This is a genomic window from Actinotalea solisilvae, from assembly GCF_016464425.1.
Classification (GTDB): domain Bacteria; phylum Actinomycetota; class Actinomycetes; order Actinomycetales; family Cellulomonadaceae; genus Actinotalea; species Actinotalea solisilvae.
Genome location: NZ_JADDKQ010000001.1, coordinates 369,704 through 383,365 on the forward strand (window position 1 = coordinate 369,704; position 13,662 = coordinate 383,365).

Sequence of the window (13,662 nt, forward strand, 5' to 3'; positions counted from 1 at the left end):
AGGGTCAGGGCACCGCGCGGACCGCGAGGTCGTCGTACGCGACCGTGAGCGGGCCGTTCGTCGCCGAGCCGAAGAGGTAGGTCGACAGGCCGACGGCCCCGGGCACCTGGAGCGACGCCGTCGTGTCCGTGGCCTGCGTGTGCCAGGCCGCCGGCTCCGGCGTGCCCGCGCGCCAGACCTTGGCGCGGACCGTCGTGGGTGACGAGCCCGTGGCCTGCACCCGGACCTGGAGGCGGTCGCCCGCGGCGTACGTGAGGCCCGGGACGACGACGCCGGCCACGGGCGACCCGTTGCCGCGGGTCACGTGGAGCTGCACGCTGCCGTCGGCCTGGAGCCGGACGCGCGCGGCGTAGGCGTCGGCCGCGGCGACGCGCCGCGCCTGGACCACGACGAACGCGCCGCCGCCCGTGGGCACGCGGTCCGGGCTGACGACCACGCTGACGTCCGTGCTCGTGGACGCGACCGCGAGCGCCGAGGTCAGCGTCGCGCCCGCGGCGACGACGTGGCGCCCCTGGCCCGTCCCCACCGCGTGCTGCGCGGCGGTGCCCGTCGCGGTCCACGTCCCGCCGAGGTCGGCCGTGCCCCAGCCGCCCGCGACCGTGCGCTCGAACGCGTCCTGGGCGAGGACGCCCGCGGGGGGCGCCGTGACCGTGACGTCGCGCGTCATGGAGGCGGTCGCCCCGCGGTCGTCCGTCACCGTGAGCGTCACGGGGTAGGTCCCGGCCGCCGCGTAGGCGTGGTCGACGACGGGCCCGGTGGCCGTGGCCCCGTCCCCGAACGCCCACGACCACGTGGCCACGCGCCCGTCCGGGTCGCTCGACCCGCCGCCGTCGGCCCGCACGGCGAGGCCCGAGGGCGTCGCCGCGAAGGACGCCGTCGGCGCCTGGTTGGCCGCGACCGTCCGGCCGGCCGTGTGGTGCGCCGCGACGCGCGCGGCGCTCAGCGCGCGCGTGTAGACGGCGACCTCGTCGAGGGTCGCGGCGAGGTTGTCCGACGTCGGGTCCGCGGGCCAGCCCAGCAGCCGGTCGCCGCCCAGGCGCCACCGTCCCCAGTACGGGCGCACGTAGACGAGGCCGGACCGCTCGGCGACCTGCGCGCCGTCGACGTAGAGCCGCATCGTCCCGTCGGCGTAGGTGCCCACCACGTGGTGCCACGCGTCGTCGTTGTAGGACCGCGAGCCGAGGACCGCCGTGAGCCCCGTGGTGTGGATGCCGAAGAGGAGCCGGCCGCGGTCGTCCATGTAGAGGTGCCGGTCGGCCTGGCTCGACGTCCCCGTGGCGAGGCTGCCGAAGCCGACGATCTTGCCGCCGGTCGTGGAGGTCGTCCGCACCCACGCCTCGACCGAGAACTCCTCGGGCGCGTTGCCCGCGACCGCGCTCGCGGCGGACGCCGTGGTCGCGCCGCTGAAGCGCGTCGCGCCGTCGGCGTCGCCCGCGAGCGCGCCCGGGCCCCCCGCCACGACGCCCGCACCCGCCGTGGCGGGCAGCGTGCCGGTGGTGTCGTCGAGGGTGGTCCCGGCGGTCTCGCCGAGCCGCCAGTAGGCGGCGGGCGCGTCGTCCATGACGGTCTCGGCGTACGCCGAGCGGGCGCCGGCGGCGCTCACCTGGACGCTCACCCAGGCCGACTCGGCGACGTTGCCGTCGGGGTCGCTCACCACGAGGCGGTACTGCTGCGTCGACCCGGGCGGCAGGCCGACGTCGCGGAAGGTCATCGCGTGGCGGTCCCAGAACGACGTCGTCAGCGTCTGCTCGTGGACCGGCGGCGCCGACGGCGAGCCGCGGAGCACGCGGTACGTGAGGGTCGCGTCGTCCGCGTCGGTGCCGGCGCGCCAGCTCAGCTGGACCCGGCCCGCGGCCGTCGAGCGCGCCACGAGCGCGGTCGTGCCGCCGGTGAGCTGCGGGCCGACCGCGTCCGGGGCGAGCGCGGGGACGGCGAACCGGACGAGGCCCTGCTGCGCGACCCCGCCGACGCGCGTGAACTCGCCGCCGAAGAGCGCGTACTCCGCGGTCCCCGTGACCGTCCAGGGACCCTGGTTCTTGCCCGTGTAGGTGCCGGCGTCGATCTCCGGGTACCACTCGAGGAACGTCGGGCCGGGCCGGCCGCGGTGGTCCGCGGCGCCGTCCGGGTCGGGGGTGTTGACCCGCGTCGCCGCGCGCGTCACCGCCGTCGCCCGGTGGTACGTGCCCGGGTTGGTGTGCGGGAAGCCGCCGGTGTTGCTGCAGTCGTGCTTGTGCGACGCCTGGTAGACGACGTCGCCGATCGGGAACGCCGAGTACGTGTCGCCGTGGCAGTCCTCCACCCAGACGAGGTCGCCCGTGGCCCACGACGCGGCGAACGACCCCTCGAGGTTGCCGCCCGTGCCGTAGTGGTAGCCGGTGCCGTAGAACGCCGTCCCGTCGGTCTCGAGGCTCATCACGGCCGCGTTCGCGCCCGCGTTGCGCACCGCGCTGTTGACCGGGAGCGGCAGCGTGGCGCCGCTCGCGAGGTCGAGGCGAGCGAGGCCGTAGCCCGGGGAGGACGAGCCGCCCACGCTCGTGAAGCTGCCGCCCACGACGACGGAGGCGGCGTCGGGCGCCACGGCGAGCGCGAGCACGGAGCCGCCCTGGACGTCGGCGCTCAGCGGCTGGGTGGCCCCGGTCGGGCTCACCGCGGCGACCTTGCTCCGGGGGACGCCGTTGAGCGAGGTGAACGTGCCGCCCATGACCACCGTCGACGCGGTCGCCCCGATCGCGCTGACCTTGCCGTTGAGGACCGGCCGGAACGTGGGCACGAGGGCGCCCGTGGCGACGTCGAACGCCGCGGCGCGGTAGCGGGTCTGCCCGTCGACCGACGTGAACTGGCCGGCGACGTAGAGCGTGCGGCCGTCGGGCGAGGCGGCCAGGTCGAGGACCTGACCGTCGAGGACGGGGGCGAAGCCGGGCACGAGCTCCCCGGTCGCGAGGTCGTAGGCGAGGAGGTTGCGGCGCGGGACCTCGCCCACGCCCGGAGCCGCGCCGGCGGGACGCGCCGAGGCGAAGCTGCCGCCGACGTACACGGTCCCGCCGAGGACGAGCTGGGTCCACACGACCCCGTCGACCTGCGTCGTCGGCAGCGGGTCCGCGGTCACGGCCGGCGGCGGCGGGACGGCCGCGGGCCCGACGTCGGCCACGGCCGGCGGCGCCACGGCGGCGCCGACCACCAGCAGGGACAGCAGGACCCAGGAGACCCGGCGTCGGGGGGCCGTCGGGGGAACTCGCATCGCACACTCCGCGGGACCGCCCGGATCACGGTGACCGTGGCGCCCACGAGGACGTTACGTGGCATTCGTCCGGATCCCCTGCGGTGGTCCGCCGGACCCACGACCGCTCGCACGGCGCCGTGCGCGGAGCCGGTCCGGGCACGTGACGAGGATCACTGCGGGGCGCCCGATCCGTGGACGGAGGGCGGGGACTCCACCCCGACGTCGCACCGGCGTAGCGTCGCGCCATGGCCGACCTCCTCGAGCGCGGGGTGCTGCTCGACGCGCTCACCACCGCCCTCGAGGGGGCGGCGACGGAGGGCCGGCTGGCCCTCCTCGCCGGCGAGGCCGGGATCGGCAAGTCCAGCGTCGTCGCGCGGTTCGTCGAGCAGGAGGCGGGGTCGCGTCGCGTGCTGCTCGGCGTCTGCGACCCGCTGCTCACCCCGCGGGCGCTCGGCCCCCTGCACGACGTCGCCCGCCAGGTCGGCGGGCGGCTGGCGGCGCTGCTCGCCCACGGCGGCGCGCGCGAGGAGCTCCTCGCCGCGCTGCTCGACGAGCTCGACCGGCCCGGCCCCCCGCAGGTCCTCGTCGTCGAGGACGTGCACTGGGCCGACGAGGCGACACTGGACCTCCTGCTCCTCCTGTCGCGCCGGGTCCGCCACGTCCGCGCGCTGGTCGTCGTCACCCACCGCGACGACGAGCTCGCGGCGGACCACCCGCTGCGCACGGTCCTCGGGCGCCTGCCGACGGACACCGTCGTGCGCCTCCACCTGGACCCGCTCTCCCCCGCCGCCGTCGCGGACCTGGCGAGGGCGGCGGGTCGCGCCGAGGCGGGGCTGCACACGCTCACAGGCGGCAACCCCCTGCTCGTCACCGAGGTGCTCGCGGCCGGGGACGCGGACGTGCCCCTCACCGTGCGCGACCTCGTGCTCGCCCGGGTCGCCGGGCTGCCGCCCGAGGCGCAGGACGCGCTGCGGGTGGTCGCCGTCGTGCCCACGCGCGCGGAGACCTGGCTCGTCGAGGCCGTGCTCGGCCCGTCGGCGGGCGCGGTCGACGACGCGGTCGCCGCGGGGCTGCTGGTCTCGACGCCGGACGCGGTCGGGTTCCGGCACGAGCTGCTGCGCCGCGCCGTGGAGGGCGCCACGTCCGGTGTCGTGCGGCGCGAGCTCAACCGCCGCGTGCTGGACGCGCTCACCTCGACGGACCGCCCGGTCGACGTCGCACGCCTCGTGCACCACGCGCGCGAGGCGGACGACGTCGCGGCGACGGTCCGGCACGCTCCCGAGGCCGCACGTCAGGCGGCGGCGGTCGGCGCGCACCGCGAGGCCGTCGGGCACCACCGGGTCGCCCTGCTCCACGCCGACCGGTTCACCCCGCACGACCGCGCCGACCTGCTCGAGGCGTGCTCGGTCGAGTGCTACCTCGCCGGCTTCTCGTCCGAGGCCGTCGCCGCGCGACGGGCCGCGGTGCTCCTGCGCGAGCAGCTCGCCGAGCCCGAGCGCGTGGGGTCCGGGCTCCGCTGGCTCTCGCGTCTGCACTGGTGGGACGGCGACCGCGCGGCGGCGGAGGCCGCCGCGGCCCGCGCCGTGGACGTGCTCGAGGCCGTCGGGCCCGGGCACGAGCTCGCGATGGCGTACAGCAACCGCGCGCAGCTCGAGATGCTCGCCCACCACCTCGCCCCTGCGGTCGAGTGGGCCGGACGTGCCGTCGCGCTCGCCGAGCAGCTCGACGACCGGCAGACGCTCAGCCATGCCCTGACGAACATCGGTTCCGCGCGCCTCCAGGGCGAGGACCCCACCGGGCGCGCCGACCTCGAGCGGGGCTTCGAGATCGCGGCCGCCGCGGGGCTCGAGGACGACGCCGCCCGGGCGCTGTGCAACCTCGCGACGATCCCCGCCGAGCACCGCGACTACGCGGCCGCAGCCGAGGACCTGGAGCGCGCGTTGCGCTACGCGCGCGAGCGCGAGCTCGGCGGGTACGTCCAGCACCTGCTCGGCCACCGGGCGCGGCTCCGGCTGGACCTCGGCGACTGGACCGGCGCGGAGCGCGACGCGCGCGCGGCGCTCACCGAGCGCGCGAGCGGCGGGGCGCGCGTGGTCGACGCGCTCGTCCCGCTCGGCCTGCTCCAGGCCCGGCGGGGCGACCCCGACGCGGACGCGACGCTCGACGAGGCCGCCGCGCGGGGCTTCGCGACGGCCGAGCTGCAGTGGACGGTGCCGGTCGCGGCCGCCCGCGCCGAGCACGCGTGGCTCGCCGGGGACCACCCGCGGGCCGCGGCCGAGGTCGCGCGGGTCTACGACCGCGCCGTGGCCGCGGCCCACCCGTGGTTCGTGGGCGAGCTGGCGCTCTGGCTGTGGGCGGCGGGTGCGCTGCCGGCGGTCCCCCGGACCGCCGCGCCGCCCTACCACCTCCTGGTGACGGGCCGGTGGCGCGAGGCCGCGGACGCCTTCGGCGCGCTCGGCTTCACCTACCACCGCGCGCTCGCGCTCGCGTGGTCCGGCGACGACGACGCCCGGCTCGCCGCGCTGCCTCTGCTCGACGGGCTGGGCGCTCACCGGACGGCGCAGCGGGTGCGCCGCGACCTGCGCCGCGACGGGCTCGGCGCGGTCCCGCGCGGCCCGATCCGCGCGACGGCGGCGCACGCCGCCGGCCTCACGCCCCGTCAGGCGGAGGTGCTGACGCTCCTCGCCCAGGGGCTCACGGACGCCGAGGTCGCGACACGGCTGTCCCTCTCGGCGAAGACCGTGGGCCACCACGTCTCGGCCCTCCTCGCCAAGCTCGGCGTCGCCTCGCGCCGTGACGCCGCCGCGGCCGCGCGACGGCTCGGCGTGGCCCTCGACCTCCCCGACCGCCCCCTACCGCGTGCAGCGCCCGGGCGTCAGGAGATGGGGAACGCGGTGCCCTGACCTGGGGAGCCGCTCCCGATCCGGGCGCGGCCGCGCCGTCCCTACCGTCGCCGTACGGCCTCGCCGAGGCCCCGAGGACGGAGGACTCCCATGGACACCACCACCATCAAGCAGCGCCAGCAGGCCACCTGGGCCTCGGGCGACTACGCGGCCGTCGGCTCGCGGCTCCTGCCGGTCGCCGAGCAGCTCGTCGAGGCGGTCGACCTGCGCGCGGGAGAGCGCGTGCTCGACGTCGCGACCGGGAACGGCAACGCCGCCCTCGCGGCCGCCCGCCGGTTCGCCCGGGTCACGGGCGTCGACTACGTGCCCGCGCTGCTCGAGCGCGCACGCCGGCGCGCCGACGCCGAGGGCCTCGACGTCGCGTTCGAGGAGGGCGACGCCGAGGCGCTCTCCTTCGGCGACGCCACGTTCGACGCCGTGCTGTCGACGTGCGGCGCGATGTTCGCACCCGACCAGGAGCAGACGGCCCGTGAGCTGCTGCGCGTGACGCGGCCCGGGGGCCGGGTCGGGATGGTCAACTGGACGCCCGACAGCTACGTCGGCGAGCTGTTCCGCACGATCGGCCGGTACCTGCCGCCGCCGGCCGGGCTGCGCCCGCCCGTGGAGTGGGGCGACCCGGCGCGGCTCGCCGAGCTGTTCGGGCCCGACGTCGCGGTCGACGCGCCGCGGCGCGCGTTCCGCTGGCGCTTCCCGTCCGCCGAGCACCAGGTCGAGTTCTTCACGACCTTCTACGGGCCGACGAACCGTGCGGTCGCCGCGCTCGACGCCGACCGCGCCGCGAGCCTCAAGGCCGAGATGGTGGACGTCGTGCGGCGCTTCGACGTGTCGGACGACGCCACGCTCGTGCTGCGGATGGACTACCTCGAGGTCGTCGCGCGGACGTCCCCCGCCTCGGACGGCGCCTGAGCCGGCGTCGTGGGCCGACCGGCGAGCACGCGCCCCGTCGCCAGCACGCCGACGCCCGCGAGGACGACGCCGAGCAGCGCGACGCGCAGGCTCGTCGCGTCGGCGACGACGCCGACGAGGGCGGGCGAGGCGAGGAAGCCGACGCGCAGCAGCCAGCTGACCACGGTGAGGCCGACGCCGTGCGGGAGCCCCGGGAGCTCGTCGGCCGCGTGCATGACGGCGGGAACCAGGGTGGCGACGCCGAGGCCGGCGAGCGCGAAGCCCACGAGCGTCGTCGCGACGGACGGCACCGCGAGCGCGAGGCCCATGCCCGCGGCGATGCCCGCGCCCCCGACGAGCGCGACGCGGCGTTGGCCCCACCGGTCGACGACCCGGTCGCCCAGAAGGCGCCCGACCGTCATCGCGACGGAGAGCGAGACGAACGCGAGGCCCGCCGTCGCGGCGTCGGCGCCGACCTCGCCGCGCAGGTACAGGGCGCCCCACGAGGACCCGGCGTCCTCGACGAGCGCCCCGCACGCGGCGAGCACGCCGAGCGCCGCGAGCGGGAGCAGCGCGGCGCGGGCGAGGCGCGGACGGGCTCCCCGACGACCGGCGGCCCCGTCGGACTCGGGCACGGGCTCGCGCTCGGCGTCCTCGGGGCCACGGAGCATGGATCGGTAGGCGACGACGGCGACCACGGAGAACAGCACGCCCGACGCCGCGAGGTGCACGGGCAACGGCACGCCGAGGCCCGCTGCCGCCGAGCCGAGCAGGCCGCCGACGACGGCGCCGACGCTCCACAGCCCGTGGAACGCGTTGACGATCGAGCGCCGGTAGGCGCGCTGGACCCGGAAGCCGTGCGCGTTCTGCGCGACGTCGATGACCGCGTCGAGCGCCCCTGCGAGCAGCAGCACCGCGGCGAGCGCGCCCCAGCCCGGGGCGAGCGGCACGACCGCGACCGCGACGGCCGACCCGACAAGGCCGAACGCGGCGACGCGCGCGGAGCCGAGGCGCTGGATCAGCGCGGGCGCCAGCAGGCCCGCGAGGAGCGCGCCGAGCGGCATCGCCGCGATCGCGGTGCCGAGCTGGGCGTTGCTCAGACCGAGCTGCTCCTTCACCTCGGGCAGCCGCGGCACCAGGTTCGCGTAGAGCACCGCGTTGACGAAGAACACGGCCGACACCGCGGCGCGCGCGCGGCGCAGGTGCGGTGGGGTCACGGGGGCAGCAGACATGCGGGGGCGCTCCGAGCGTCGACCGACGGGTATGTGGACGAGCGTACGCATAGCCGGGTGTGGCTGTCCACCCGCCGCCTGCGCCCGCACCACCCCGCGTCCCAGCCCTCGGAACGGAGCGGGAGAGACCTCAAGGCCGGCCCGCGCGCGCCGATGAGTCCTCGCGACGTCCCGCCGACCGTCGTGGCCGGCCGGGTGGAGGCCGTCGCAGCCGGCGAGGACGACCGCCCGAGGAGACCCATGGCGCAGGACGGGCAGACCCGTGCGACGACGACCGCTCTCGTCGCACCCCGCGAGTTCGGCCCGTTCGACGAGCTCTCCGACGTCGTGCACGCGCGGTACATCACCGGGTTCTCGCAGGACGCGGTCCGGATGTGCCGGCAGTGGCGCGCGCTGACCGTCGCGGCGGGCGACGACACGACCACCCGGTACCTGCAGTACCTCGAGGGCCTCGCCCTCGAGGAGCTCGGCCGCCACGACGAGGCGATCGCCGTCTCGCGCGACCTGCTCGCCGGCCTGCCCGGCACGGACGACGCCATCTGGCGCGCCAAGGCGCTGTCGATCGTCGCGCAGGCGAGCACGCGCACCGGCGACCACGCCGAGGCGACGCGCGCGCTCGCCGAGGCGGAGTGGCTCGTCCGCGACGTGCCCGCGGGCTCCTACGGCCACCTCTCGGCGAGCATGGCCGTCGGGCTCACGCTGCGGTCGTTCGACCTGCTCGAGCAGGCCGACGTCGTCCTCGGCGCGATCCGGGGCGGCGGCTCGCGCGAGGTCGACCTCTACGTCATGCAGGAGCTGGCCGTGCTCAGCGCCTACTGGGCGAGCCTGCTGCGCCTCATCGGACGCGACGACGAGGCGACGGCCCAGGACGCGCTGACGCTCTCGCGCGGACTGCACATGCAGCGCCTCGCCCGCGAGACGGGTCACGAGCAGATGCGTGCACGCGGCGAGGTCGTCGAGGCCTTCGCGACGCTCTGGCTCGGCGACCCCGGGCTCGCCGTCGCGCGCGCCCGCAGCGCCGCCGACCGCTTCACGGCGCGGCCCGAGCTCGTCGAGTCCGGGCTGCTCCGCTTCGTCCTCGCGCGCGGCGAGGCCGCCGAGGGCCGGTACGACGACGCGCGTGCGCACCTGCGCGCGCAGATCGCCGACGCCGAGGCGTCGGCGCGCGACGTGTGGGCCGCCGTCGGGCGGGCCGCGCTCGCGGACCTCGACGTCGAGCAGCACGGTGACCACGCGGGCATGTGCCTGTGGCGCAGCGTCGCGCGCTCGGCGTTCGAGCGGCTGTGGTCCGAGCGCGAGGCGCGCTTCGCCGCCCTCCAGGACCGCCACCACGTGCGCGAGCTGCGGGCCGAGACGCGACGCATCGGCGCCGCGGTCCTCACCGACCCCCTGACCGGCCTGGGCAACCGCCGCATGCTCGACGACCTCTCCGGCTCGAGCGCCGTGGCCGCCGCCGTCTTCATCGACGTCGACGACTTCAAGGACATCAACGACAGCTACTCGCACGCCGTGGGCGACGACGCGCTGCGCGCCGTCGCGCGCATCCTGCGCGCCGAGTCCCGGTCGGTCGACCAGGTCGTCCGCTACGGCGGCGACGAGTTCGTCGTCCTCACCGGCGAGGGCCGCGAGGGCGCCGAGCGCCTCGCCGAGCGCATCCACGGCGCGGTGCGCAGCGCGCCGTGGGACGACGTCGCCGCAGGCCTGCGGCTCACGGTGTCGGTCGGCGTCGGCGTCGTGGGGCCGCGGAGCCCGGACGCGCTCGCGGCCGCCGACGCCGCGCTGCTCGCGGCCAAGCGCGACGGGCGCGACCGCGTCGTCGTGGGCGTCTGAGCCCCGGCGCGGCGGCTACGCGGACGCGCGCACGACGAGCGTGATCGCCTCGGACCGCGGGGCGGCCGGGAGCGGCCTCCCCTCGATCCGCCGGAGCACCGCGGTCGCGAGGTACGCCGCGAGCGCCTCGACGTCCGTGCTCACGGTCGTGAGCGGAGGCGACGCGAAGGGCGCGAGCGGGATGTCGTCGACGCCGATCACCGCCAGGTCGTCCGGCGCGCGCAGCCCGGCCGCGCGCATGCCCGCGAGCAGGGCGAACGCCACCTCGTCGTTGTAGGCGCACACCGCCGTCACGCCCTCGGCGCGCCACGCGAGCGCGGCCCGCGCCGCGGCGTCGACGTCGGGCGGCACCACGCGGTCCGACGGGTCGGGCAGGCCGAGCTCGAACGCCGCGCTGCGTGCGCCGTCGAGGCGCGGGTCGCGGAAGACCGCGACCCGCGGGTCGCCCGGGCTCGCGTACCCGGTGCGCACGTGACCGGTCGCGGCCAGGTGCTGCAGCTGGAGCGCGCCGACGAGGAGCTGCGAGGTCGCGAGCACGCCGTCGCCAGAGCGACGCTCGCGCACGGCGGCCGAGATCACCGGGACGCCGGCGTCCTCCATCGCTCGCACCTCGGCGGCGTCGAGGCCCTCGAGCGTCACGACGGCGGCGGGCGAGACCGTGCGCCACAGCTCCGCGAGCGGCCGCGACGCCCGGACCCGCCGCGTGAGGAGGGAGAGCCCGCGGTCCTCGAACCCGTCCGACAGGCGCTCGATGATCGTGTCGAGCGACGGCCCCAGCGGCCAGTCCGGCACGACGAAGAGCACGACGTCGCTCCGGCCCGTGCGCAGCGCGCGCGCCGCGGCGTGCGGCGTGTAGCCGAGGCGCTCCATCGCCGAACGCACGCGCTCGCGCGTGCGCTCGGGGATGGTCTGGCCCGGGGTGTCGTTGAGCACGTAGCTCACGGTCGCCTGGGAGACGCCGGCCTCGCGCGCGACGTCGGCCGCGGTCACGCGCCGCCGCGTCGCTCCCCGCACGGTCCCCTGGCTCCTTGACGGCTCCACGGGCGCCAACCTACCGTTCGCCACTGATACGTCACAGTGACGGCGTGCTGCACGCCCCCTCTCACCACCCGTCCGCCCACCCCCACACCCCGGAGGCACGCGTGCCCGTCACCACCACCCCGCCGACGTCGCTCGACGTCCCGGCCCTGCTCGCCGGGCTGACGCTCGAGGAGAAGGTCGGCCTGCTCGACGGCGCCGACCTCTGGCGCACGCGCGCCGTCGAGCGGCTCGGCATCCCGAAGATCATGGTCTCGGACGGCCCGCACGGCCTGCGCGCCCAGCACGAGCAGGGCGACCACCTCGGCGGGCTCGAGGCCGCGCCCGCCGTGGCGTTCCCACCCGCCGCGGCGACGGCGTCGTCGTGGGACGTCGCGCTGCTCGGCCGCATCGGACGCGCGCTCGGCGAGGAGGCGCGGGCCCTCGGCGTCTCGGTCGTCCTCGGCCCGGGCGTCAACATGAAGCGGTCGCCGCTCTGCGGGCGCAACTTCGAGTACTTCTCCGAGGACCCCTTCCTCGCCGGCCGCCTCGCGTCCGCCATGGTCGACGGCACGCAGGGCGTCGGCGTCGGCGCGTCGCTCAAGCACTTCGCCGCCAACAACCAGGAGACCGACCGCATGTCGGTCTCGGCCGAGGTCGACGAGCGCACCCTGCGCGAGATCTACCTGCCGGCGTTCGAGACCGTCGTCACGCGCTCGCAGCCGTGGACCGTGATGTGCTCGTACAACCGCATCAACGGCGTCTTCGCCTCGCAGGACCCGTGGCTGCTCACGACCGTCCTGCGCGACGAGTGGGGCTTCGAGGGTCTCGTGGTGTCCGACTGGGGAGCGGTCTACGACCGCGACCGCGCCGTCGCGGCGGGCCTCGACCTGGAGATGCCGTCGTCCGGCGGCGTCGGTGCGTCCGCGGTGCTCCGCGCGCTCGAGGCCGGCACGCTCTCCGAGGCGGAGGTCGACCGGGCCGCGGCCCGCGTGCTCGAGCTCGTGTCCCGCTCCCTGCCCGCGCTCGGCGCGGGCCGGACGTACGACGAGGACGCGCACCACGCGCTCGCCCGCGAGGCCGCCGCCGACTCCGTCGTGCTCCTGGAGAACGACGGCGTGCTGCCCCTCGCCCCGACGGGCGGTGCGGTCGCCGTCGTCGGCGAGTTCGCCCGGTCGCCGCGCTTCGGGGGCGGCGGCAGCTCGCAGGTGACGCCGACGCGGCTCGACGACGCGCTCTCCGAGCTCCGTGCCGGGCTGGCCGGCCGGGAGGTGCGCTTCGCGCCCGGCTTCACCCTCTCGGACGAGACGCCCGCCGCGGAGGCCGCGCGCCTCCGGGACGAGGCGGTCGAGGCCGCGCGCGGCGCCGAGGTCGCCGTCGTCCTCCTCGGCCTGCCGGACGCGTACGAGTCCGAGGGGTACGACCGGCAGCACATCCACCTGCCGCCCCAGCAGGTCGCCGTCCTCGAGGCCGTCGCGCAGGTCGCGGCGAAGGTCGTGGTCGTGCTCACCAACGGGTCCGTCGTCGAGGTCGCGGGCTGGCGGCAGCACGCCGACGCGCTGCTCGAGGCGTGGCTGCTCGGCCAGGCGGGCGGCGGGGCCGTCGCCGACGTGCTGCTCGGCCGGGTGAACCCGTCGGGCCGCCTCGCCGAGACGATGCCGCTCGCGCTCGAGCACAACCCCGCGCTCGGCAACTTCCCGGGCACGGGCGACGTCGTGCGCTACGGCGAGGGCCTGCTCGTCGGGTACCGCTGGTACGACGCGCGGCGGCTCCCGGTCGCGTACCCGTTCGGCCACGGCCTGTCCTACACGACGTTCGCCTGGGCGGACCTCGAGACCGAGGTCGTCGAGGACGGCGCGGCACCGCGCGTGCGCGTCGCGCTCACGGTGACCAACACCGGCGACCGCGCCGGCAAGGACGTCGTCCAGGTCTACGTGCGCGACGAGGACGCGTCGGTCTTCCGGCCCGAGCAGGAGCTCAAGGGCTTCGCGAAGGTGGCCCTCGAGCCCGGCGCCTCGACCCGCGTCGAGCTCGAGCTCGACGCGCGCGCGTTCTCCTTCTGGCACCCCGTGCTCGGGCGCTGGGTCGTCGAGCCGGGAGCCTTCACGGTGCGCCTCGGCGCCTCGTCGCGCGACGTCCGCCTCGAGCGGACGGTCGACCTGGCCGGGGAGCCGGTCGTGCTCCCGGTCGACGCCGACTCGACGGCCGCGCAGTGGCTCGCCCACCCCGTGCTCGGCGACCGCCTCCGCGCGGTGCTCGACGGCACGAGCCACGGTGCGATCCTCGCGGACCCGGAGGTCGGCCAGATGATGAGCGCGATCCCCGTGCGGCGGCTGGCCCGGTTCCCCGGGTCACCCTTCTCCGAGCAGTGGCTCGAGGACACGCTCGCGGCGCACGCCGCGGGGTGAGCCCGGCCGCGCGCTCGTCGGCCCCGCGTCGCCCTGGGTGCGCGGGGCGGACGGCCGCCCGGCCGGGACGTTGTGCCCTCGACGCCCGGCGCACCCGCTCGCACGCTGGGAGTGCGCGCCGGACGTCGTCGTCCACCCCACCGATGGGGCGCGAGGCGGACGTCCCG

Annotated in this window: 7 protein-coding genes; 4 read left to right on the forward strand and 3 right to left on the reverse strand. The window is 77.1% G+C overall.

The window, feature by feature from the left end; all coding sequences use genetic code 11:
• Nucleotides 1-4: 4 nt before the first annotated feature.
• Nucleotides 5-3,238 (reverse strand): LamG-like jellyroll fold domain-containing protein, encoded by a 3,234-nt coding sequence (locus tag JIG38_RS01685; protein ID WP_199421740.1) that lies wholly within the window; start codon nucleotides 3,236-3,238, stop codon nucleotides 5-7.
• Nucleotides 3,239-3,465: 227 nt separating this feature from the next.
• On the opposite strand from JIG38_RS01685, the gene JIG38_RS01690 reads away from it, so the two are divergent.
• Both JIG38_RS01690 and JIG38_RS01695 read left to right on the forward strand, forming a co-directional pair.
• On the forward strand, nucleotides 3,466-6,123 hold the full coding sequence (locus tag JIG38_RS01690; protein ID WP_199421741.1) for an ATP-binding protein: 2,658 nt from the start codon (nucleotides 3,466-3,468) through the stop codon (nucleotides 6,121-6,123).
• Nucleotides 6,124-6,213: 90 nt separating this feature from the next.
• Entirely contained in the window at nucleotides 6,214-7,029 is an 816-nt protein-coding gene (locus JIG38_RS01695) for a class I SAM-dependent methyltransferase (RefSeq protein WP_199421742.1), read from the forward strand.
• Here JIG38_RS01695 and JIG38_RS01700 read toward each other — a convergent pair.
• Nucleotides 6,981-8,240, reverse strand: coding sequence for an MFS transporter (locus tag JIG38_RS01700; protein WP_199421743.1), 1,260 nt, complete (start codon nucleotides 8,238-8,240; stop codon nucleotides 6,981-6,983). The two genes, JIG38_RS01695 and JIG38_RS01700, sit on opposite strands and share 49 nt — an antisense overlap.
• Nucleotides 8,241-8,480: 240 nt before the next feature.
• Between JIG38_RS01700 and JIG38_RS01705 the strand changes: the two genes are divergently transcribed.
• On the forward strand, nucleotides 8,481-10,070 hold the full coding sequence (locus tag JIG38_RS01705) for a sensor domain-containing diguanylate cyclase (RefSeq protein ID WP_199421744.1): 1,590 nt from the start codon (nucleotides 8,481-8,483) through the stop codon (nucleotides 10,068-10,070).
• A 15-nt stretch (nucleotides 10,071-10,085) separates the two neighbouring features.
• Here the strand turns inward: JIG38_RS01705 and JIG38_RS01710 are convergent, their stop codons facing one another.
• Entirely contained in the window at nucleotides 10,086-11,060 is a 975-nt protein-coding gene (locus JIG38_RS01710; RefSeq protein ID WP_307844441.1) for a LacI family DNA-binding transcriptional regulator, read from the reverse strand.
• 152 nt (nucleotides 11,061-11,212) lie between these two features.
• Between JIG38_RS01710 and JIG38_RS01715 the strand changes: the two genes are divergently transcribed.
• Nucleotides 11,213-13,495, forward strand: coding sequence for a glycoside hydrolase family 3 C-terminal domain-containing protein (locus JIG38_RS01715; RefSeq protein WP_199421746.1), 2,283 nt, complete (start codon nucleotides 11,213-11,215; stop codon nucleotides 13,493-13,495).
• Nucleotides 13,496-13,662 lie beyond the last annotated feature (167 nt).